20 protein-coding genes, 2 pseudogenes and 1 other annotated feature are annotated in these 22,637 nt (G+C 46.5%); of the genes and pseudogenes, 16 read left to right on the forward strand and 6 right to left on the reverse strand.

The genetic code is table 11. From position 1 onward, the window contains the following. Positions 1-74 precede the first annotated feature (74 nt). Positions 75-1,811: a phospho-sugar mutase gene (locus HW447_RS08430; protein ID WP_176254878.1), complete on the forward strand. Its 1,737-nt coding sequence runs from the start codon at positions 75-77 to the stop codon at positions 1,809-1,811. A 248-nt stretch (positions 1,812-2,059) separates the two neighbouring features. On the opposite strand, the gene HW447_RS08435 is transcribed toward HW447_RS08430, so the two are convergent. The 3 genes from HW447_RS08435 to HW447_RS08445 form a co-directional block, all read right to left on the reverse strand. After that, a complete protein-coding gene (locus HW447_RS08435) occupies positions 2,060-3,160 on the reverse strand; it encodes a putative ABC transporter permease (protein WP_176254879.1) in 1,101 nt (366 codons plus the stop codon). Between the two features lie 83 nt (positions 3,161-3,243). Beyond that, positions 3,244-4,146 (reverse strand): tyrosine-type recombinase/integrase, encoded by a 903-nt coding sequence (locus HW447_RS08440; RefSeq protein ID WP_176254996.1) that lies wholly within the window; start codon positions 4,144-4,146, stop codon positions 3,244-3,246. Between the two features lie 17 nt (positions 4,147-4,163). Then, positions 4,164-4,988: a tyrosine-type recombinase/integrase gene (locus HW447_RS08445; protein WP_390471211.1), complete on the reverse strand. Its 825-nt coding sequence runs from the start codon at positions 4,986-4,988 to the stop codon at positions 4,164-4,166. A 953-nt stretch (positions 4,989-5,941) separates the two neighbouring features. Between HW447_RS08445 and mreB the strand changes: the two genes are divergently transcribed. From mreB to rplL, 10 genes are all read left to right on the forward strand, one after another. Further along, entirely contained in the window at positions 5,942-6,991 is a 1,050-nt protein-coding gene (gene mreB / locus HW447_RS08450; RefSeq protein ID WP_176254881.1) for a rod shape-determining protein, read from the forward strand. A gap of 128 nt (positions 6,992-7,119) precedes the next feature. Continuing rightward, positions 7,120-9,414, forward strand: coding sequence for an SF1B family DNA helicase RecD2 (gene recD2, locus HW447_RS08455; RefSeq protein ID WP_176254882.1), 2,295 nt, complete (start codon positions 7,120-7,122; stop codon positions 9,412-9,414). Next, positions 9,402-10,136, forward strand: coding sequence for a ComF family protein (locus HW447_RS08460; protein WP_176254883.1), 735 nt, complete (start codon positions 9,402-9,404; stop codon positions 10,134-10,136). The genes recD2 and HW447_RS08460 overlap by 13 nt, the downstream gene beginning before the upstream one ends. 134 nt (positions 10,137-10,270) lie before the next feature. Then, a complete protein-coding gene (rpmG, locus tag HW447_RS08465) occupies positions 10,271-10,435 on the forward strand; it encodes a 50S ribosomal protein L33 (protein WP_278284752.1) in 165 nt (54 codons plus the stop codon). 26 nt (positions 10,436-10,461) lie between these two features. After that, positions 10,462-10,716: a preprotein translocase subunit SecE gene (gene secE / locus HW447_RS08470; protein WP_176254884.1), complete on the forward strand. Its 255-nt coding sequence runs from the start codon at positions 10,462-10,464 to the stop codon at positions 10,714-10,716. A 21-nt stretch (positions 10,717-10,737) separates the two neighbouring features. Further along, complete coding sequence (gene nusG, locus HW447_RS08475) at positions 10,738-11,253, forward strand: transcription termination/antitermination protein NusG (RefSeq protein ID WP_176254885.1); 516 nt, start codon at positions 10,738-10,740, stop codon at positions 11,251-11,253. A 101-nt stretch (positions 11,254-11,354) separates the two neighbouring features. After that, the gene (gene rplK / locus HW447_RS08480; protein WP_002566637.1) at positions 11,355-11,780 is read left to right on the forward strand and encodes a 50S ribosomal protein L11; all 426 of its coding nucleotides are present in this window, start codon (positions 11,355-11,357) and stop codon (positions 11,778-11,780) included. Between the two features lie 78 nt (positions 11,781-11,858). Continuing rightward, a complete protein-coding gene (rplA, locus tag HW447_RS08485) occupies positions 11,859-12,554 on the forward strand; it encodes a 50S ribosomal protein L1 (RefSeq protein WP_176254886.1) in 696 nt (231 codons plus the stop codon). 139 nt (positions 12,555-12,693) lie between these two features. Continuing rightward, positions 12,694-12,830: a sequence feature (ribosomal protein L10 leader region), on the forward strand. Between the two features lie 50 nt (positions 12,831-12,880). Next, positions 12,881-13,381, forward strand: coding sequence for a 50S ribosomal protein L10 (gene rplJ / locus HW447_RS08490; protein WP_176254887.1), 501 nt, complete (start codon positions 12,881-12,883; stop codon positions 13,379-13,381). Positions 13,382-13,444: 63 nt separating this feature from the next. Continuing rightward, entirely contained in the window at positions 13,445-13,819 is a 375-nt protein-coding gene (gene rplL / locus HW447_RS08495) for a 50S ribosomal protein L7/L12 (RefSeq protein WP_066550292.1), read from the forward strand. 103 nt (positions 13,820-13,922) lie between these two features. Here rplL and HW447_RS08500 read toward each other — a convergent pair whose 3' ends face one another. Next, entirely contained in the window at positions 13,923-14,477 is a 555-nt protein-coding gene (locus HW447_RS08500; protein WP_176254888.1) for a hypothetical protein, read from the reverse strand. A 538-nt stretch (positions 14,478-15,015) separates the two neighbouring features. On the opposite strand from HW447_RS08500, the gene HW447_RS08505 reads away from it, so the two are divergent. Together HW447_RS08505 and HW447_RS08510 are read left to right on the forward strand one after the other, a co-directional pair. Next, positions 15,016-16,758: an argininosuccinate lyase gene (locus HW447_RS08505; protein WP_176254889.1), complete on the forward strand. Its 1,743-nt coding sequence runs from the start codon at positions 15,016-15,018 to the stop codon at positions 16,756-16,758. A 107-nt stretch (positions 16,759-16,865) separates the two neighbouring features. Then, positions 16,866-18,002 carry a choline-binding protein gene (locus HW447_RS08510; protein ID WP_176254890.1) on the forward strand — a complete coding sequence of 379 codons (1,137 nt, stop codon included), beginning with the start codon at positions 16,866-16,868 and terminating at the stop codon, positions 18,000-18,002. Positions 18,003-18,066: 64 nt separating this feature from the next. On the opposite strand, the gene HW447_RS17865 is transcribed toward HW447_RS08510, so the two are convergent. Beyond that, a complete protein-coding gene (locus tag HW447_RS17865) occupies positions 18,067-18,528 on the reverse strand; it encodes a DUF234 domain-containing protein (RefSeq protein ID WP_207714799.1) in 462 nt (153 codons plus the stop codon). A gap of 199 nt (positions 18,529-18,727) precedes the next feature. Next, positions 18,728-18,878 (reverse strand): annotated as a pseudogene (locus HW447_RS18515) (ATP-binding protein); the annotation flags it as partial. Positions 18,879-19,015: 137 nt separating this feature from the next. Between HW447_RS18515 and HW447_RS08520 the strand changes: the two are divergent. The 3 genes and pseudogenes from HW447_RS08520 to HW447_RS08530 all read left to right on the forward strand — a co-directional run. Further along, a pseudogene (locus tag HW447_RS08520) lies at positions 19,016-19,215 on the forward strand (argininosuccinate lyase); the annotation flags it as partial. Between the two features lie 573 nt (positions 19,216-19,788). Continuing rightward, positions 19,789-21,417, forward strand: coding sequence for an O-antigen ligase family protein (locus HW447_RS08525; protein WP_176254891.1), 1,629 nt, complete (start codon positions 19,789-19,791; stop codon positions 21,415-21,417). Between the two features lie 32 nt (positions 21,418-21,449). Further along, positions 21,450-22,589 (forward strand): glycosyltransferase, encoded by a 1,140-nt coding sequence (locus HW447_RS08530; RefSeq protein WP_176254892.1) that lies wholly within the window; start codon positions 21,450-21,452, stop codon positions 22,587-22,589. The last annotated feature ends 48 nt before the right edge of the window (positions 22,590-22,637 follow it).

The raw sequence follows: 22,637 nt of genomic DNA on the forward strand, positions 1-22,637 counted from the left end.
CCAGTGTAGTATAATCGAAAACATAAAAATGCAGGCGCTGTTATGCATTGGGAAATCAGGAGGGAGTATAGAAAATGAAAGACTATATGAAGATTTATCAGGAATGGCTGTCCAATCCGTACTTCGATGAGGCCACAAAAGCAGAGCTTAGGGCTATTGAAGGCGATGAAAACGAGATCAAAGAGCGTTTTTACATGGATCTGGAATTTGGAACAGCCGGCCTGCGGGGTATTATTGGGGCTGGTATCAACCGCATGAATATCTATGTGGTAAGACGCGCCACCCAGGGACTGGCAAACTATATCATCAAGCAGGGGGCTGCCGATAAGGGAGTAGCCATTGCATATGACTCCCGCCATATGTCTCCCGAATTTGCCATGGAGGCAGCTATGACTCTGGCGGCCAACGGCATCAAGGCATACAAATTTGAGTCTCTCCGTCCTACACCGGAACTCTCCTTTGCTGTGCGGGAGCTGGGCTGTGCAGCCGGCATCAACATTACTGCCAGCCACAATCCGCCGGAGTACAATGGCTATAAGGTATACTGGGAGGACGGTGCGCAGTTTACGCCTCCTCACGATAAAGGCGTGACCGAAGAGGTTCTGGCCATCGAGGATCTCTCCAGCGTAAAGACCACTGACGAAGCTTCCGCCATTGCCGCAGGCAGATATGAGGTTATCGGAAAAGAGATTGACGACAAATACATTGCGCAGGTAAAGGCCCAGGTAGTAAACCAGAAGGCCATTGATGAGATGCAGGACGAGATCACTATTGTATATACTCCCCTCCACGGCACCGGCAACATTCCTGCCAGAAGAGTGATGAAGGAGATCGGCTTTACCCATGTGTATGTAGTTCCTGAGCAAGAGCTTCCTGACGGCGATTTCCCCACTGTAAGCTATCCAAATCCAGAGGCAGCGGAAGCTTTTGAATTGGGGTTAAAGCTGGCAAAAGAGAAAAATGCTGACCTTGTCCTGGCAACGGATCCTGATGCCGACCGCCTGGGCGTATATGTAAAAGATACAAAATCGGGAGAATACATCCCGCTGACTGGAAATATGTCAGGCTCCCTGCTGTGCGAATACGTTCTCAGCCAGAAGAAGGCCGCAGGAAAGATCCCGGCAGATGGACAGGTGGTAAAATCTATTGTATCCACCAACCTGATCGATGCGGTAGCGAAAGCCTACGGCACAGAGCTGATCGAGGTTCTCACCGGCTTTAAGTGGATCGGAAAGCAGATTCTTAAAAATGAGACATCCGGGACCGGAACATATCTCTTTGGAATGGAAGAAAGCTATGGCTGTCTCATCGGCACATATGCCCGTGATAAAGACGCTATTTCCGCCACAGCCGCGCTCTGCGAGGCGGCTGCCTATTATAAGCAGAAGGGCATGACTCTATGGGATGCTATGACAGCCATGTATGAGAAATACGGCTACTACAAGGATTCTGTTAAGTCCATCGGTTTATCCGGCATTGAGGGTCTGGCAAAGATCCAATCCATCATGGAGACACTGAGAAACAATACGCCCGCCGAAGTCGGAGGCTGCAGGGTAGTGTCTGCAAGAGATTATAAGCTGGATACCGTCAAGGACATGGCATCTGGAGAGGTAAAGCCAACCGGCCTTCCATCCTCCAATGTGCTTTACTATGACCTGGAGGACGGCGCATGGATCTGTGTGAGGCCTTCCGGCACAGAACCTAAGATCAAATTCTACTTCGGTGTCAAGGGAACCTCTCTGGAAGATGCAGACCACAGGGAAGCTGACCTGGGTGCAGCCGTTATGGCCATGGTAGATAAGATGATGTAATTCCAATACGGAAAAACAAAAGCAGATAAAAGTGTAACGATTCCAGATGGCACTTCTTCTTGAATGTCTATGGTCATTCAGAAAGCATCGGAGATTCCTTTGATGTGAAAACAGGTGCAAAATCATGCTTGTAAGCGAGCCTAACGCCTGTTCTTGCACCTGTATTTTTGCCGTCCTGAACAGTTGTGTAAATAAAAAAGGCCCTGATGCCGGTTCTGTCAGACCGGTTTCAGGACCTTTTTCAAATATTATTTTCTTTTCCGTTTCTCTGCAATCTGCCGAAGCTCCTTAAGAGCAGCCCCGAACCGCACAGACGAAGCGGTGGGATTACCGCGCAGGATTCCCTTTCGGTAAAAATCCATATGCAGGGCCAGATGCTGACGTTTGCGCGCTAATTCAGCCACCCGCCTTGACAGCTCCCGGATCCGTTCTTCACCGGTGTCTTTGCAGAGCATGGCCTCATCCTTCAGGCGCATTGCTTTTTTTGCTGTACCAGTTTTGAACTGCTGGGCACAGAACAGGGCTTCGTCTTTCAGAAATGCCGCCTGCTCCACGGCTCCGTCTCTCAGACTGGCGGCCCGTTCCGCAGCTCCGTCCTTCAGACTGGAGGCCCGTTCCACGGCTCCGTCCCTCAGACTGGCGGCGCGCTCTGCAGCTTCGCCTACCAGCCATCCGGCTACGGTAGCTGCCTCTGTCCTGACGCTTTCCAGTTTTTGAGCCGCCTCTTCCTTTACATCTTCCAGCCTCTGACCGGTCTCATCCCGCAGGAGCGCCATCTGTACCTGGATATCCTCTAACTCCGTCCGCATACGGGTCATCGCATCCAGAACCTTTGCAAGGCTGAGAGCTGCCCGCACAGACTGCACCGTATCATAGACAAAACACAGGGTCACTGCGGATACCACAATTATCGCTGTCTGCTCTGAAAGTCCTAATACCCAGTGTTCGATGGGCTTGTGGATCACCTCAGTGAGAAACAGTGTCAGAAATCCCCAGGCGATCGAAGAGGTGAGACAGATATATCCGTTCAGATTAAACTTCTGGCTGCTGTAATCCCAGTATTTCACCTTAAACAGCCGTTCCATCCCCCAGCCCGTCACATACTCCAGGGCCGTAGCCGCCGCTACGCCCGACAGATACACAAACAGCAGATTATCCTGCACTGGAAGAGACACCCACAGCATCATCACCGCCCCGGTTCCGTACAGAGGGAGCATGGGAAGCCTCAGAAAGCCTCGGTTTACCAGCCGTTTTTCCTTTAAAGACACATAGGAGGATTCAAAGATCCATCCGAAAAAGCAGTAGAGATAAAAAAAACAAAGCCATTGATACCAGGTATATTCATACATACAGATCCATCCTCGCAGTAAAAAATTCTTCTAACGTTTAAACAGTAGTATAATACCCGTTTTATGAAAAAAAATCAACTGTCTTACCATGTCACCACCCGGTCGATCACCGCCTGCTGCTCCTGGGACGACCGGGTCAGATACACTCTTGTAGTTTCGATGCTGTCATGGCCCATCAGGTCAGCCAGCAGAGAAATATCGTTAAATCTGGACAGAAAGTTCTTCGCATACCGGTGACGGAAGGAATGGGGATACACCGTTTCCGGCCGGATCCGGTATCGTTTTGCCAGTACCTTAAGCTGGGCGCTGATGCCCCGGGGAGAGATAGGTTTTCCCCTCCGGTTGGTAAACACATATCCTGAAACCATCCCTCTCTGGTTGAGCCATGCAGCCATTTCCTTACAAAGCGTCTCAGGAAAATAGATCCGCCGTATTTTTCCGCCTTTTGAATAAAGATCCATACATCCCACGGCGATATGCTCCGCCTTGATCTGTACCAGTTCGCTGACTCTGGCTCCGGTCGCGCCCAGAAAACGGACAACAAAATACCAGAACAGATCCTGATCCTTTCGCAGTCCCCGTTTCAGCTTTTCATAATCCCTCTTTGAGATTACATTATTGAGAAATGGTTTCTGCTGGCTTTTCACTGCAGGCAGCTTAAAATCCGCAGGAACCGTGCACGCTGCGTTTGGGGGATCGAATACGGTTTCCTGGCATTCCTTCCGGCAGTGCCTTAATGCCTTCACATATTGATTCATTCCATAGATTCTGGTATTGACGGTGGAAGGCCGACATTCCTTAAGAAGCTCCTTTTTATATGCCTGCAGTGCCTCAACCGTCACCTCTTCATGGCTCTCATAAAAACGCCGCACCGAAGCTAGATATACCCGCACTGTATTTTCAGAGGCTCCTTTCCCCAAAAGTACCTCCCGGAACCATTCCAGTTCCTGTACAGCCGATATGGTTTTCTCATCCGTATTTTTCATAGCTTCATCCCATCCTTTCACCAGTCAACCACCTTATTTACAATCCGGTACTGCTCCGCACTGCTTCGTCTCAGATAGATTCGGGTCGTCTCGATGCTTTCATGCCCCAGAAGATCCGACAGAAAGGCAATATCTCCGCAGGCTTCAATAAAATTTTTTGCAAACCGGTGCCTGAAGGAGTGAGGATACATTACTTCCGGATCCAGTCCGTACCGTGCGGCAAAGGTCTTAAGCCGTGTCCTCACGCCGGATGGTGTGACCGGCGCGCCAAACCGGTTCAGAAACAGCGCTCCGCTTTTGCGTGCGGCAAACTCCGGCCATTTTAAAAGCTCCTCCTTTAAACGGGAAGGAATATACACCCTTCGCATCTTATCTCCCTTGGAATAGATATCCTTATATCCCTGGTGCACGTCCTCCACCTGAAAAGTCACCAGTTCACTGACGCGCACTCCGGTAGCGGTGATCATCCGAATCACAAAATAATACACCAGCTCTTCGTCCTCTGCCAGACGCCGTTTCAGATACTCATAATCCGCCTGGCTGATAATCTTATCCAGATAGGTTTTCTGCTGAATCCGTATCATAGGCACCGGATCCGCGTTCATTTCCTTATCCTGCAGGAAACAGTTTAATGCCCGGATCCGAAGATTTACCGTCTGAGGCTTGTAATGCTCCAAAAGGTACACCTTGTACAGCTGCAGGTTCCGGGCTGTCATCTGAGGATACATCCGGTAAAACTGCTCGACTGCACAGCGGTAAACGCAGATGGTGTTGGCAGACAGGTTCCTCTCCTTAAGATGCCGGACAAATAGTTCCAGTCTCCGCCCGGTTGATGGTTTCATTGTTTCATTCATAAAATATGCCCTCCTTGATGCAGACGGCGCTGCGGGGATGAACGGAAGGCTGTTTTAAAAAGGCCGGCCCGTCTTAAAATACCCGCCCGCTTTCCCCGCCGCGCCGGATATCCTCTGCATTTTATCCTTGTTTTCCAGAAAATGTAAGTGTGGGGGCATACAGAGCTTCCAGATCACTATTTTATCGATGATTTTTCTTTGTTCATGGGATGATTTGGTGAGATAGATCCTGGCTGCTGCGGACACAAAGAATCCCCCTCCGGCGTTGGCGTACCGGAGGGGGATTCTTCTGCCTGACTGATGTCACGCAATGGAATGGTAGGTATAATAAAAAAGAAAATGTTAAAAAAGGGGGGACCGGACGGATCGCTCCGTCCGGGTATGAGTATGAAAAAGCTTGTAACTAATTCTCTTATAGTATGCCCTGAAAATGTGATAAAAGTATGGACGTTCTATAAAAAAAACATGAAATTCCTTATGAAATTATTACAGGAAATGTAACGATTTATCCCATTTGTTCCCCATACAGCCGAAAACCCGTCCGGCAGTACCGGACGGGTCATCATCATAAATACATAGAGGGGATATGATTAAATAGGGGGGCCGGACGGATCACTCCGTCCGGTATGAGTATGAAAAAGCTTTGTGATTTCAAGTAATCACTTGAAACAAAGGCCTGTCCACCTCTCGGTGAACATTACTAATCATAATGAACAAATATGTCTAAACAATGTACATAACATTAAAAAAACATAAAGAAAATAAATAAAGAAAAAAAACCTTTGAAAACTCGGGAATATTGTATATAATAAAAGAAATGTAAAATCAATTACCCACAGCCTTCCGTCCGGCCTGTAAAAAGGGGCCTGACACCGGGCTGTTTTTGCCTGCCCTGCGGCTATGCGCCGCACCACACCTGGAGATGAGGAGGAAATATTCATATGTTTTCAATGATGTCCAATGACATTGGAATCGACTTAGGAACAGCCAGTATCCTTGTATATATTAAAGGAAAAGGCGTTGTATTAAAAGAACCGTCCGTAGTAGCCATTGACCGCGATACCAACAAGATCATGGCAATCGGAGAGGAAGCCCGTCTGATGATCGGACGTACCCCCGGCAATATCGTAGCTGTCCGTCCGCTGCGCCAGGGTGTTATTTCTGACTACACCATTACGGAAAAGATGATGAAATATTTCATCAACAAAGCCATTGGCAAACGTACGTTAAGAAAGCCGCGGATCAGCGTATGTATTCCCAGCGGCGCTACGGAAGTGGAGAAAAAGGCGGTGGAGGATGCGACCTATCAGGCAGGAGCCCGTGAGGTAGCCATCATCGAGGAGCCTGTAGCAGCAGCTATCGGCGCGGGTATTGACATTGGAAAAGCCTGCGGAAATATGATTGTTGATATTGGAGGCGGTACGGCGGATATCGCTGTTATCTCCCTGGGAGGCCCTGTTGTCAGCACCTCCATTAAGACTGCCGGCGACGATTTTGATGAAGCTCTGGTCCGCTACATGAGAAAGAAACACAATCTTCTGATCGGTGAACGTACCGCAGAGGAGATCAAGATCAATATCGGAGCGGCCTACCGCCGTCCAGAGGTTCTGACCATGGAAGTCAGGGGCCGAAATCTTGTGACCGGTCTTCCAAAGACCATCGTGGTTACCTCGGATGAGACGCTGGAAGCGTTGAGAGAACCGGCTCTTCAGATCGTAGATGCGGTACACAATGTCTTAGAGCGCACTCCGCCTGAGTTGGCAGCCGATATCTTTGACCGCGGCATCGTGATGACTGGCGGCGGCTCCCTCTTAAGCGGTCTGGATGCTCTGATCGAAGAAAAGACAGGCATCACAACCGTGATCGCTGACGATCCTCTTACTGCTGTAGCAATCGGCACCGGTAAATTCATCGAGTTTGCCCACGGTATGACCTCCGCGTTGGAAGCGTCCATGGGAATTGCCGGCAGCAAAGAGAGAGAAGACTACTAAAATGAAGAACCCGGTTTTACGGCCGGGTTCTTTTTCATCAAAGCATGATAGCGTCTCATCGGCAGATGGGCGGCGTTTTGGATAAAAGACGGCAGCATACTATCACAGAAAGGGCGGTGTTTCCCGCGATGGCAACCATTACAGGATTTATTGAAAAAATCAAATTCCGCAATGAGGAAAACGGTTACACCATTATGACAGTTACCGACCAGAGCGATGGTGACGAGGTGGTAATGGTAGGGGTTCTTTCCTATGCCGCAGAGGGTGACATGATCCAGGCCAGCGGACATATGACAGAGCACCCGGTTTACGGCGAGCAGCTCCAGATCGAAAGCTACGAACTGAAGAACCCGGAGGATGCCGCTTCCATGGAGCGCTACTTAGGTTCCGGGGCCATCAAAGGCATCGGCGCGGCCATGGCTGCCCGGATTGTCCGGCGCTTCAAAGCCGACACCTTCCGTATTATGGAAGAAGAGCCGGAACGCCTCTCTGAGATCAAGGGCATCAGCGAGAAAATGGCCATGGCTATTGCAGAGCAGGTTCAGGACAAAAAAGAGATGCGCCAGGCTATGATGTTTCTTCAAAACTATGGTATCACCCTGAACCTGGCTGCCAAGATCTATCAGGAATACGGCCCAAAGCTCTACGGCATTATCAGGGAAAATCCCTACCGTCTGGCAGACGATATTCCTGGCGTAGGCTTTAAAATGGCAGACGAGATCGCGCAGAAGTCGGGGATTTTCACCGATTCCGACTACCGTGTCCGGGCCGGTATCCTCTACGTTCTTCTTCAGGCCTCCGCAAACGGTCATACATACCTTCCCAAAAGCGAACTTTTCCGCCAGGCCTCCGAGCTCTTGAAAGTAGCTCCTGAGACCATGGACAAGCATCTGATGGATATGCAGATCGATCGGAAGCTGGTTGTAAAAATGCCGGTTTCTTCAGATGAAGGCGGCTGTTCAGATCCCCTGGTCTATTCTGCCCATTATTATTATCTGGAACTGAACGCAGCCCGTATGCTCCATGATTTAAATATCCGAGGCGATATTCCTGAAACGGAGATCCGGGACAATCTCATGAAAATTCAGCAAAAAGAGAACATTCACCTGGATGAGCTTCAGGAAAAAGCAGTCTTTGAGGCCGTTAACAGCGGTCTGCTTGTTATCACCGGAGGCCCCGGAACCGGAAAGACCACCACTATCAACACCATCATCCGATATTTTGAAGCCGAAGGCATGGAGATTCTTTTGGGAGCGCCTACCGGCCGGGCTGCCAAGCGGATGACAGAGGCCACTGGCTGGGAAGCAAGGACGATCCACCGTATGCTGGAGCTGGTTCCCATCGGTATGGCTGCTTCTGGAAACGGTTCCTTAAGCAGCAGTTCATCCACCGCCGGTATGCGCTTTGACCGCAACGAGGAAAATCCTCTGGATGCTGACGTAATCATTATTGATGAGATGTCCATGGTAGATATAAGTCTGATGCATTCTCTGCTGCGGGCGGTCAACGTGGGGACCCGTCTCATCCTGGTAGGAGACACAGATCAGCTTCCCAGCGTAGGCCCCGGGAATGTGCTTAAGGACATTATAAACTCCGGCTGCTTCAATGTAGTAAAGCTCACGCACATCTTCCGCCAGGCGGCCCAGAGCGATATCATTGTAAACGCCCATCGGATCAACGAGGGAGAGGATGTAGACCTTTCCAGGCGCAGCAGGGATTTTCTCTTTATCCGCCGTGATCATCCCGACGCCGTTATAAGCGCTGCGATCACTCTTATACAGAAAAAACTGCCCGGCTACGTCCGCGCAGAGCCGGATGAAATCCAGGTCATGACTCCCATGCGCAAAGGAGCCTTAGGGGTAGAGCGGCTGAACCAGATCCTGCAGGAGCATTTAAACCCGCCGTCGCCGGAAAAAAAGGAAAGGGAAGCCGGTGGCATCATCTACCGCACCGGGGATAAGGTAATGCAGATCCGCAACAACTATCAGCTGGAATGGGAGACCCGCAGCAGCTATGGCATCCCCACAGATAAAGGTGCCGGCGTGTTCAACGGCGACATGGGAATCATCCGCGAGATCAACGAGTTTGCCGAGATTCTCACTGTAGAATTTGACGAGGGGAAAATGGTGGAATACAGCTTTAAACAGTTAGAAGAACTGGAACTGGCCTATGCAATCACTATCCATAAATCCCAGGGTAGCGAGTACCCGGCTGTGATCATTCCCATGTATTCAGGCCCGCGGATGCTTATGACCCGCAATCTGCTTTATACGGCTGTCACCAGAGCGCGCTCCTGCGTCTGTCTGGTGGGGCGGCCGGACGCATTTTACAGTATGGCCTCAAACTCTGCGGAACAGGAACGCTGTTCCGGCTTGAAGGCCCGTATCGAGGAAATCTATAAGGAGGTATCATGCCCCGAATAATATCTGTAGCCCGGCTGTACACCGGTTTTCTGGATCTTCTGTATCCCCGCCGTTGTCCCGTATGCTCCCGGATCGTCCTGCCCAGGGGGCGTCTGATCTGCCCGGGCTGTATGGAAAAGCTGGCCTGGGTCCGCCGCCCTGTCTGCAAATGCTGCGGCAAAGAGGTAGTAAGCGATACCGTGGAATACTGCTATGACTGCACAAAACACGACCGATCCTTCCGCTTTGGTATGGCTCTTATCAATTACAACGAGATCGCCGGCCGTTCCATGGCGCGGATTAAATACCACGGCTGCCGGGAGTATCTGGACTTCTATGCAGAAGCCATGCTTCGCCGCTTCGCCCCGGCCATTTCACGCCTTTCTCCCGATTGCATCATTCCCATTCCCGTCCACCCCAGCCGCCTGAAAAAACGCGGCTTCAACCAGGCGGAAGAGCTGGCTGCCCGCATCGCCCGTAAAACGGGTATCCCCCTGGAAAACGGTTTTCTGAAACGGATAAAGAAAACACTTCCCCAAAAATCCTTAGATCCCGCTGCCCGCCTGAAAAACCTGGAGCAGGCCTTCGACTGTGCCCGACTGCCTCCCGGCATTCATACCGTTCTACTGATCGACGATATCTACACCACAGGCAGCACCATGGAAGCCTGTGCCAGAGCGCTTAAAAGCGCGGGAGCTGAAAAAGTAGCCTTTGCCGTGATCTGCATTGGTTCAGGAAGATAGGCAAAAAAGGCCTCTCATCCTCTTGACGAACCCGTGATTTTTGTGTTATAGTATACGGGCGAATGGAAGACAGGTCTTTTTTTTATGCTCAAAAATGAGACCTGGAGCAAAACAAACGATTTACGATAATTTATATGGAGGTGGAAGTCGTGCGCACAAAAATCACACTGGCATGTACGGAATGCAAGCAGCGTAACTACAACATGACGAAGGATAAGAAAACTCATCCCGACCGCATGGAGACAAAGAAGTACTGCAGATTCTGCAAGAGACATACGTTACACAAGGAAACAAAGTAATCCTGTTCAGTAAAGGACGTGAAATTATGGAAGAGAATACAGTGAATTCAGCTGTAGAAACCACAGAAAAAGCGGCCAGGGCTGACAAGAAAACGGCTAAGCACGAGAAAAAGCCAAGCTTTTTCAAGGGCCTGAAAAACGAGTACAAGAAGATCGTCTTTGCTGACAAGGAAACCGTAGCCAGGCAGACAGCTGCAGTGGTAACGATGTCCATTTTCTTGGGCGCTCTCATCGGCGTACTGGATATGGTCATAAAGTTCGGTTTAAGTTTTATTCTTTAATTCAAAGGCGAGGGTGATTGTATGTCAGAAGCACATTGGTATGTAGTCCATACCTACTCAGGTTATGAGAACAAAGTCAAAGTCGATATCGAAAAGACCATCGAAAACAGAAATCTTCAGGATCAGATCCTGGAAGTGTCTGTGCCCATGCTCCCTGTAGTAGAGCTGAAAAACGGCGTGGAGAAGAAAGCCGACAAAAAGATGTTCCCAGGTTATGTACTGATCAACATGGTCATGAATGATGATACATGGTATGTAGTACGCAATACCCGCGGCGTGACAGGCTTTGTTGGTCCGGGCTCCAAACCGGTTCCTCTGACAGAAGAAGAGATGGCAAGTCTGGGCTTCGTTAAGACAGATGTCTTAGTCGACTTTGAAGTAGGAGATATGATAACCGTTATCTCCGGTGCATGGAAAGATACGGTAGGCGCCATCAAGGCGATCAACGACAGTAAGCAGACCATCACCATTAACGTAGAGATGTTCGGCCGTGAGACACCGGTCGAGCTGGGATTTGCTGAAATCAGAAAAATGTAAGCAGATTCGTGTAACAGACAGGAAGATCAGCTTTTGCAGGCGCGAAAGCTGGTGGGAGGGAGATTCCCGACAATACCACATGATTTTAGGAGGTGCCTAAGATGGCAAAGAAAGTAACAGGATATATCAAATTACAGATTCCAGCAGGCAAGGCTACACCAGCTCCGCCAGTTGGTCCGGCTCTTGGTCAGCACGGTGTAAACATCGTACAGTTCACCAAAGAGTTCAATGCTAGAACAGCAGATCAGGGTGACATGATCATCCCTGTAGTTATCACCGTATACGCTGACAGAAGTTTCAGCTTCATCACAAAGACTCCGCCGGCAGCCGTTCTGATCAAGAAGGCCTGCAACATCAAGAGCGGTTCTGGTGTTCCTAACAAGACCAAGGTTGCTGTATTAAAGAAGGCTGACCTGCAGAAGATCGCAGAGACAAAGATGCCTGACTTAAACGCTGCAAGCCTGGAAGCTGCTATGAGCATGGTAGCCGGTACAGCAAGAAGTATGGGCGTTACCATCGAGGAGTAATCAGGAATACCCGTTGTATTTGCAACAGAGAACGTGGGAGGGAGATTCCCCGTCAATACCACTAGGAGGTTATTTTAAATGAAATCAGGAAAAAGATATGCAGAGGCCATGAAGAACGTAGACCGCGCTGCACTTTATGACGTAGCAGACGCTATCTCTATCGTTAAGAAGAACGCTTCTGCAAAATTTGACGAGACTGTAGAGCTTCATATCAGAACAGGATGTGACGGACGTCACGCTGATCAGCAGATCCGCGGCGCTGTTGTACTTCCTCACGGAACCGGCAAGGTTGTTCGTATCCTTGTATTCGCTAAGGGACCAAAGGCTGACGAAGCACAGGCAGCAGGCGCTGACTATGTAGGAGCTGAGGAACTGATCCCGAAGATCCAGAACGAAGGATGGCTGGACTTCGATGTTGTTGTAGCAACTCCTGACATGATGGGCGTTGTTGGCCGTCTGGGCCGCGTACTTGGACCCAAGGGCTTAATGCCAAACCCCAAGGCTGGTACCGTAACCATGGACGTAACCAAGGCGATCAACGATATCAAAGCTGGTAAGATCGAATACAGACTTGACAAGACAAATATTATCCATGTGCCAGTAGGAAAAGCTTCCTTTACCGAGGAGCAGTTAGCGGACAACTTCCAGACGCTTATGGACGCTATCTTAAAGGCAAAGCCAAGCACCGTAAAGGGCGCATACTTAAAGAGCGTAGCTCTTACATCCACTATGGGTCCTGGCGTAAAGCTGAACGTGGCAAAGCTTTCCAACTAATTTGGAGTCCAGAATATAAAATCACAGCGGGAATCGCAGTTTGCGGTCCCGCTGTTTTTAGATTTCATGGAATGCTCCATTCTATGCTGGAAAAATCATATTAAAATCAGTTGACATTTAAAAGCAAATGTGCTATCTTAATACAAGTGTTGAATGCCCGAAGACAGCAGGTACCGTAAGGTGTAAGTGTTATCGCCTGCCGAGGAACATACAAAACTCTAAGTGAGATTTTGCATCCTCTCTGTCCCTGCGGCAGGGAGGTTTTTTATATCCGTTCCCATGCTATGGTTTTCAATGCGCAAATACTATAAGGAGGTAAACCATTCATGGCAAAAGTTGAATTAAAGCAGCCAATCGTAGACGAGATCAAGGCTATGCTGGACGGCGCCTGCGGAGCAGTCGTAGTTGACTACCGTGGTCTGACAGTAGAGCAGGATACAAAGCTGCGTAAGCAGTTAAGAGAAGCTGGCGTGTCTTACAAGGTATACAAGAATACCCTGATCAAGCGTGCCGCAGAAGGAACAGAGTTTGCAGCTCTGGATCCGCATCTGGAAGGACCTACTGCTCTTGCAGTATCCAAGGAAGATGCAACCGCTCCTGCAAGAATCCTGGCTGAGTTCGCAAAGACAGCTCCAAATCTGGAACTGAAAGGCTCCGTAGTAGACGGAACTTACTATGATCAGGCTGGTACTCAGGTGATCGCTACGATCCCATCCAGAGAGATCCTTCTTGGCAAGCTGCTTGGAAGCATCCAGTCCCCAATCACCAATCTGGCACGCGTTCTCAATCAGATCGCAGAAAAGAACGGTGGCGCAGCAGAGGCATAAGTTTTGCTGCCTGAGAAAAAGACCATATAATCGATATTAAATAATAAACAGGAGGAAATTAAAATGGCAAAGTTAACAACCGCTGAGTTTATCGAAGCTATCAAGGAATTATCCGTATTAGAACTGAACGAGTTAGTAAAGGCATGTGAGGAAGAGTTTGGCGTATCTGCAGCAGCAGGTGTTGTAGTTGCAGCAGCAGGCGCTGGCGCAGCAGCAGCTGAGGAGAAGACAGAGTTTGACGTAGAGCTGACTGAGGTTGGTCCTAACAAGGTTAAGGTTATCAAGGTTGTTCGTGAAGCTACCGGTCTTGGCCTGAAGGAAGCTAAGGACGTTGTAGACGGCGCACCAAAGGTATTAAAGCAGGGCGCTTCCAAGGAAGAGGCAGAGGATATCAAGACCAAGTTAGAGGCAGAGGGAGCAAAGGTTACTCTGAAGTAATCACCACCCATACTGATAACTTCCTGAGATATCATTTCTGTATCAACGGATATAAAAAGACCGCCGGTTCCGCAAAAATGGAGCCGGCGGTTCTTTTTATATCTTACGGTATATAGACGCCATCGGTATCTACCCGGTACTGTCCCACCATAGTATCCCTGGCCATACTGCAGTCTGAATCATTGAAGAAATACCACTGTCCGCCTAACTCCTTCCAGCCGGTAGCCGCAGCTCCCGTTTCGGTCAGATAAAACCGTTTTCCATTATAATCCATCCAGGCATTTTTCATCATCCGTCCGTCGCCGCCCATATAATACCACAGATCGCCGCTTTCAACCCAGATATTAGAAGCCTGTGCTCCCTGAGCGTTGACCCAGTACCACTGGCCGTCCGTGCTGACCCAGGACTGTTTTGCCATCTCTCCGTTGTCCTTCATCCAGTAGCGGTTCGCGCCATCCTGAACCCACTGGTTCTTCACAGGATTTCCATTGGAATCAAAATAATACCACTTGTTTTGAACATCTACCCATCCCGTTTTCCGGGAGGTAGCCACCGGGTTCACCGAAGTAGTCACATCTGCCAGTCCCATAAAAGCGGATCCGGCTCCCAGCACAGCCGCCAACCCCAAAGCAGCCGCAGTTTTCGTAAAACGTCTCATATTCCTTCTCCTTTCAACACAATCGTCTGAAAATAGATGTTTGATAGTAATATAGTAAATCCCTTTGCGGTCACTGTCAATTATAAAATGATAATTTTAAAAGAAAAAAGCCCCGGCCAATGTGACAAGCAATATGCCCTGTCGGATCTGCCTGGTTTGAGCCTGCCGCTTAATTTTGATACAAAGCAGGCGGCAGAAATAACTCCCAGAGCAGGAAACCGTTTTCCATCTCTGAACCCTCTGATTCATGTACTGATATAAGTACAAAAAGGGTCACATTCAATACTTTTGTAATAATTATGTAAGAAAATGCACAGGTAAATGTTATGGCTTTTTTTCGGAATTTATAATATACTATTTCATGTGATGGAGCTGGTTATTCATCCGGGAAATGTCAATATTCCTAAAAAACAGGAAAAAATGCAAAAAATGCAAAAAAAGTATTGATAATTTTCCTTATCGGAAGTATAATCTACTCGTAATGCAATTAAGGAATTTCAAAAAGTATTTCAAAATCAAAAAGGAGAGTGCATTCATTATGAAGAAGCAGACAAAGTTAGTTGCTGTACTTTCAACAGCAGCACTGCTCGCTATCGGCGCTTCCATGACTTCCTTCGCAGCTACAGGCTGGGCAGAAGAGGATGGCACATGGGTATACTATGACAAAGACGGCGAGAGAGCAACCGATACCTGGAAGAAGTCCGGAAACAACTGGTATTACTTAGACAGCGACGGTGAGATGGCAGTAGATCAGCTCATCGAGGACGGCGACAACTACTACTACGTAGATGTAAACGGCGTTATGGCTTCTAATCAGTGGGTTGCTATTGAGAACGAGGATGCTGGTGAGGACAACGAGCCAGAGCATTACTGGTACTACTTCCAGGCTAATGGTAAGGCTCTGAAGAATGGTGATAATTCAAGCGTAGCTCTGAAGACTGTAAACGGCAAGAAGTATGCTTTCGATGAGGAAGGCAAGATGCTGTACGGCTGGGTTTCCGCAGACAACGCAGAGCGCATTGACAATACAGATGGTGATGGCTTCAAGGAAGGCGATTACTACTTCGGCGGCGAGGATGACGGTGCAATGACCACTGGCTGGTTACAGATGGACATTACATACGATGAGGCAACCAATGATTACGAGATCGCTCCTGTATTCAACGAGGATGAGGATCAGAGCCGTTGGTTCTACTTCCAGTCCAATGGTAAGAAGGTTAAGGCTTCTGACGGTGATGTTCAGAAGAGCAAGACTATCAATGGTAAGAAGTACGAGTTCGATCAGTACGGTGCTATGACAGCAGAGTGGTCTCTGGATGTTGAGTCTGCATCTGATAACGGTGTAAGAACTGGCAACAGCTCCTCCTCTACTAACAGTGTAGCAGCTCAGTACGCTAAGGAGTGGAGATACTTCAACAGCGTTGAGGATGGTTCTCGCGTAAGCAAGGGCTGGTTCAAGGTAGTAGCAGCTGAGTACCTGAACTATGACAAGTATAATGATGATGAGGATGCATGGTACTATGCAGATGGAAGCGGCAACCTGTATGCAGGTGAGTTCAAGACCATCAATGGCAAGAAGTACGCATTCAGAAACGATGGCCGTATGATCAGTGGCCTGAAGTTCATCAAGGGTGAGGGCACAGGCAGCTTAGATGTGAAGGCTGATGATGATGACAGCCATCCTTTCGATGATGAGGATCGTTTCGATGAGAGCGCTCTGTGGTATGAGGCTAACGGCTATGACTGCTACTACTTCGGTGATGGCGACGATGGCGCTATGAGAACCAACAAGACCAGCGTAAGCATTGACGGCGACAACTACAACTTCTACTTCGAGAAGTCCGGCGGCAACAAGGGTGCTGGTGTGACTGGCGAGAAGGATGACAAGTATTATCAGACTGGTAAGCTTGTAAGAGCTGGCTCTGATGAGAAGTATCAGGCTGTTCAGTATGTAGATGAGGCTGATAAGAAGGGCTATGCTAAGCTGGATGATGCTGATGATTTCATTGATGCAGTTAAGGATGCTGGTTATTCTGTAAGCCAGGAGATCACTCAGGCAAATATTGATGCTCTTGGTATCAATAAGGATACTGATGATATTAAGGAGATCGCTGTTATCACAGGTACTGATGGCAAGGCTGGTACCGATGCAAAAGAGTTCTTCTTAGTAAATACTTCCGGTAAGGTAATCGACAGCAAGTCCAAGAACAAGGACGGCAATGATTATCAGTTCGTAGTTGCTAAGGGCGGCGCTATCCTTGGTTACTACGTTGAGGACTAATCCTTAAACGGAAACTGACAATTAAAAATTAGGGGGAGAGCGTTGTGGCTGATATTGTTATTAGCTGCGGCGCTCTTCTTTTATATTTTAAAAGGAGGGATACCTGAATGATTAAAAGAAAACTGAAAGCTATCATATTGGCAGCGGCACTTTCTATTTCTGCAGCGTTCACTGCTGTTGCAGCCAATACCACTACCATGGAAAGCTGCGGAGCATATCTGTTTGAATGGCGTCCGGTAGACTGCGGGGATGGTCAGGCATTTGCCATCTTAGTAGGGGGAAACACAATTAATGAAAGCGATGTAATCCTCAGAAGGGGGTATGACTATGCATATACGTTTAACCCCATGACATATTCCCGGCCTTGGGGACAGGTGCCGGATCTGGTAAATATCGATGGTGTATGGGGGATTCCAGAAAACTGGTCATCTCTTCCAGAAGGAGCACAGCCTACCACTCGTATTGTACTTTATACCAACAATAAAAACCTTTCCACCAATGAACGATATATCGACGTGGTTCATCTGCCAGGAAATGTAGACACATCTACTCTTCCAGCAGAAGTCCGTAAATATCTGATCAATGTGGATGGATCAGATGCAGGAGCATATGAAGGAACAATCACCGCTGGCTGGGTTACGGAAAACAATCAGAAAAAATACCGCAAATCCGATGGAACTTATGTTACCAATGGCTGGCTTAACGTAGATGATGAGTCCTACTATATGGATGAAAACGGTGTTATGCTGGCAGATACCATCACTCCTGATGGAGTATATGTAAATGCCAATGGTGAAAAAACAAACTATATGCCCGGCTGGTACCAGGATGCCGGAGGCTGGCACTATATTTTGAAAAATGGTCATTATGCCGGAGCAACCTGGATTCAGGATACAGATGGGAAATGGTATTACATGAATATTGGAACCTATATGGAAACCGATGACATCACCCCCGACGGCTACTATGTAGATGCCAATGGCGTATGGGATGGAAAGCCAAGTACTCAAAAGAACACTGTAAACCTTGGTCCTGGTATGGCAAAAGGATGGGAGCCGATCGATACCGGATGGAAATTCAAGCAGGAAGATGGGACCTATCTTACAAATAGCTGGCATCAGGATCCTGATGGCAAGTGGTATTACCTGAACGAGGATGGCTGGATGCTAAAAGACCAGACTACACCAGACGGCTACTATGTGGATTCTAATGGGGTGTGGAATGGAGCAAGTGCTGAAAACTAGCACAATGACTGTATGATATGTAAAAAGACTGCCCTGTTAAATGGAGCAGTCTTTTTTGCATGGATCATTTCAACAGGCATATTTTATCAAAGGGTATGAGGAAAAGAGAACTGTCCTGTTTTTGATACTCTAACACCTCTTTCGTAAAACCGGTCTTTGAAAATAAAAAATAGAAAATCTGATCATAATGGAACAGTTTGCCCCTGTCTAATAACTGTTTTGTAATTTCTATATTAACAGGTACATTCCGCCATTTACACTCACACAATAATGCCTGATTATCCTGAATCGCCATAATATCGATTTCTTCCTGCCTTTTTTTGACAGGATCCGTTCCCCACCACCTTCCGGTATTACCGGGTAAAAATGGGAGCTTGGTGTATATTTGAGGATGGTAAAGATATTGCTGGCAAATATCCTCAAACACGCGTCCGCTTTCTTCAAAAAATGTAAATGGGTGTAGTTTAAACTGAACCGTTCGGAGCCCGTAAAGCGGATTCTTATAGCCTAATACCTGCTCTTCCATAAAGCTAATGGAAGAACTGCGCAGAATTAGAAATAAACGGTTGGTTTTCCAGCACTGGTCAATGTGGCTCTGAAGAATGGATGAGATAGGAGCCGGTCTTCAAATTACTAAATTGAGGGGCTGATACCGCGTGGACGGCTAACGGTGATTCTGGCAGACCCGCCAGATTTTCTTTTTTCGTCCGTCCCCTCCACAGCCATATAGTAAACGGCGTGTTTATCCTTAATAAATTCATTAATCAGAGTGGTTTTGCCTATGCGCCTTCTTCCATGAAATACCGCAAATTCAAAATGATCACTGTTATAAAGCGATTCTAATTTTGCCAATTCTCTGGACCTGCCAATAAACATATGTTCACCTTTTCTGCTAATCAAACAATTAGTAATTATATAATTAGTATACATTACAATGACGAAATAATTTTCTCTCAATGCAATTAAGGAATTTCAAAAAGTATTTCAAAACCAAAAAGGAGAGTGCGTTCATTATGAAGAAGCAGACAAAGTTAGTTGCTGTACTTTCAACAGCAGCAATGCTCGCTGTCGGCGCTCTCTTGACTTCCTTGGTAGCTATAGGCGGGGCAGAAGAGGGGGGACATGGGTATACTATGACAGAGATGGCGCGCGTGTAACAGGCACATATAAGACGTCCGGAAACAACGGGCATTACTTAGAAAGCGACGGAGAAGATGGCGCTATGAGAACCAATAAACAACCGTTGCAATTGACGGCGAGAATTATAACCTTGACTTTGAAGAATCTGGCGGCAGCAACGGTACTGGTAAGGCTGGTGAGAAAGATGACAAGCAAAATGATTTAATATAGCATAAGGGGGAAACGTTATAACTGATATAGTAATATACTGGCTGTAACGCTTATTTTAGCTGTTGAAGGTGATTTAAGAAAATCTTTTTGTAAAACAATGTTAATTTTAAGAAAGATAAGTATTTTATATGATAAGAAAATATTTGTTATATTTGGGTCTGTTTGCCATCTTAGCGACCTCCTCTGCTATTCTGATTTTTGCTGATACTAATTCTCTTGTTTCCAACACTTTAATGAAAAAGTGCGGAGTATATCTCTTCGAGAGGCCTCCAATTGACTGTGATAACAGAAATTATTTACAATTGCTGAAAGCTACGTAATTTCAAATAGGGGCTATAATTACGCCTATAAGTTGCGCTTTTAATGGCAAGATGGTATACTGTAGAGCATGAAAGCTAATATACCACACAGAAGTAAAATCGAAAAGAGGTTAAGCATGGATAAAAATCAAAGTTCATACCCCCTGTCTGCTCAGATCGAGCAGTTTAGACGCGATTGGAGAAAGGAAAATTCCAGAATAGTAGATATTTTTGTTCTTTTGATTTTGGTAGGACTTCCCCTTGTGTTTCAGGATTTTTATTTTAATATTTTAGTTGTTAAATACTATTATTATTGTGCCATGGTTATTGGAATGGTTGTTTTTACCGTTATAGTGGCCATCATTTATATACGACGTGATAAACTTTATTTTGGCGGAGAAACGCTTAAGCTGATTCGAGGCGACTTAAAGGTATCATCTTTGCAAATTGTCGATTGGGCTATGATTGCTTTTGCATTAGCAGCAGTCATTTCTACGTTGCAGTCAGAATATGTCTACGAGTCCTTTTGGGGAAATGAGGGGAGGTATTGTGGCTTGTTTCTGATTCTATTGTATACAATCTGCTATTTTCTTGTAACACGGTGTTTTAATTTTAAGAGATGGTATATAGATGTATTTTTAGGAACAAGCGTAATTGTTTGTTTCTTGGGAATCCTGCATTTCTTTAATTTGGATCCGCTTGGTTTTAAAAAAAATATTTCACCGGACGATTACAATATATTTGTGTCAACTTTTGGGAATATCAACACGTACACTTCTTATCTTGCGTTGCCGATAGGAGTAAGCTCTGTTTTATTTGCGATTGAAAAGAACCTAAAACGGAAAATATGGTATTATATCTGTATGACGTTGGCGTTTATGGCAATTATTATGGGAGTCAGTGACAACGCGTATCTGACATTGTTTGCGCTTTTAGGACTGCTACCGCTATACTTATTTGGGGATCGAAAGGGGATCAATGCCTACGTTGCTATTCTGTCTACATTTTTTACAGTTATTTTAACTATCGACTGGATTGAAAGCATAATGGGAGATAAAGTGCAGGAAATCAGTGGAATTTTTAATTTTTTTACCCGAATCCCGGGGCTTTGGATTGTGGTGCTGGTATTGTGGGGAATGACGGGAATTTCATATCTGCGTAATCGAAAATTGGATCAACAGGGAAAGAAAGCAAAAGCTACTAATTTATACAGATATTTATGGTTGATTTTGGTATTGGGGGGAGTATCGGCGATTCTGTTTGTACTCTATGACGCTAATTTTATGGGAAATGGAGCACGATATGGAGCGGCGGCCAATTATTTTGTATTAGATGATACCTGGGGAACCGGCCGTGGCTATGTTTGGAAACTAGCTTGGAAGATATATAAAGATTTTCCTATTGTGCACAAGCTTTTTGGCTATGGACCGGATACTTTTGGGGTAATCACTGTTCAGAATTTTTGGGAAGATATGATGAAAATTACAAATCAGAAGTACGAAAATGTTCATAATGAATATTTGCAGTACTTGGTGACGATAGGTATTATTGGTCTTATAGCCTATCTGACATTTTTGGGAACGGCTTTGGTTCGTATGATTCACATTGGACACCGAACGCCGGTAGTAATGGCTTTCGTATTTGCTGTTATTTGTTATTGTGTACAGGCTGTAGTAAATATAAGCGTTCCGATGGTAATGCCGATAGTGATGCTTTTGATTATGATGGGAATTGCGGCTGGCAGAGAAGAATGCGGTGTTTCCTAAGCTTTTTGAAACTAAAAGGAGCTTGTGTTTTTATGGATAAAATAAAAGTGCTTCAGGTAAACAAGCTATATTATCCAGAAGTTGGCGGAATTGAGAAAACATTGCAGCTTATAGCAGAAGGGCTGAATGAGAAAACAGATCTGGAAGTGCTGGTATGTCAGAAGAAGGGAAAAGGAATAACGGAACAAATTAATGGAGTACGAGTTCATCGAGCCAGCAGCTTTGGGGTTGTCGCGTCAGTTCCAATTTCAATTTCTTTTATTTGGAAGTTAAGACAAATGTCCAAAGGAGTGGATATTGTACATTATCATATGCCTTTTCCTTTGGGAGACTTGGCCTGTTTGCTGTCAGGGTATAAAGGTAAGGTAGTAGCATACTGGCACAGTGATGTTGTAAAACAGAAAAGATGGATGTTTCTGTACCGGCCGGTAATGAATGCGTTTCTAAAACGTGCGGATGTGATTTTTATTGGAGCAAAGGGAGTGGCGGATGGGTCAAAATATCTGAGACCTTATTTGGATAAATGTCATGTGGTGCCTTTTGCGGTAAGTGAAGATATTCTGCAAGATGGCAAGGTTTATTTAGAAAAAAATGGTTATTTAAGAAATAATGAAAACCTTCATATTTTATTTGTAGGTCGTCTCGTGTACTATAAGGGTATTTCTGTTCTTATTGATGCAGTAAAACAGCTTCCATACTATATAAGATTGTCCGTGGTGGGAGATGGCATTTTGGAAGAAGAGATGAAGCGGAAATGCCATGACCTCAATATAGAAAGCAGGGTGAATTTTTTTGGAAAGGTAACAAATGAACAGCTGAGGAAATGTTACAAAAATGCAGATGTGTTTGTATTGCCTTCAACTCAACGAAGTGAGGCATTTGGGCTTGTCCAGCTGGAGGCAATGGCCTATGGTATTCCCATCATAAATACAAATTTAAAAAGTGGAGTACCAGAGGTCAGTGTTCATAAGGAGACAGGATTAACAGTGAATCCGAAAGATTCAGCTCAGCTTGCAGAGGCATTACAATGGATGTCAGAACATCCGCAGGAGCGGATTGATATGGGGAAAAGAGCGAGAAAGCGTGTTGAGAAATATTATTCGGAAACAGCATTGTTTTCTAAACTGATGAAGGAATACGAAGAAGTTTTATGGTGTAAAAAACAAAGATAGGCGTAAAAAGAAAAAGGGAACCGAAGTCACTATAATACCAGGGACTGC

Origin of the sequence: Enterocloster alcoholdehydrogenati (assembly GCF_013282095.1) — a bacterium.
GTDB lineage: Bacteria > Bacillota > Clostridia > Lachnospirales > Lachnospiraceae > Enterocloster > Enterocloster alcoholdehydrogenati.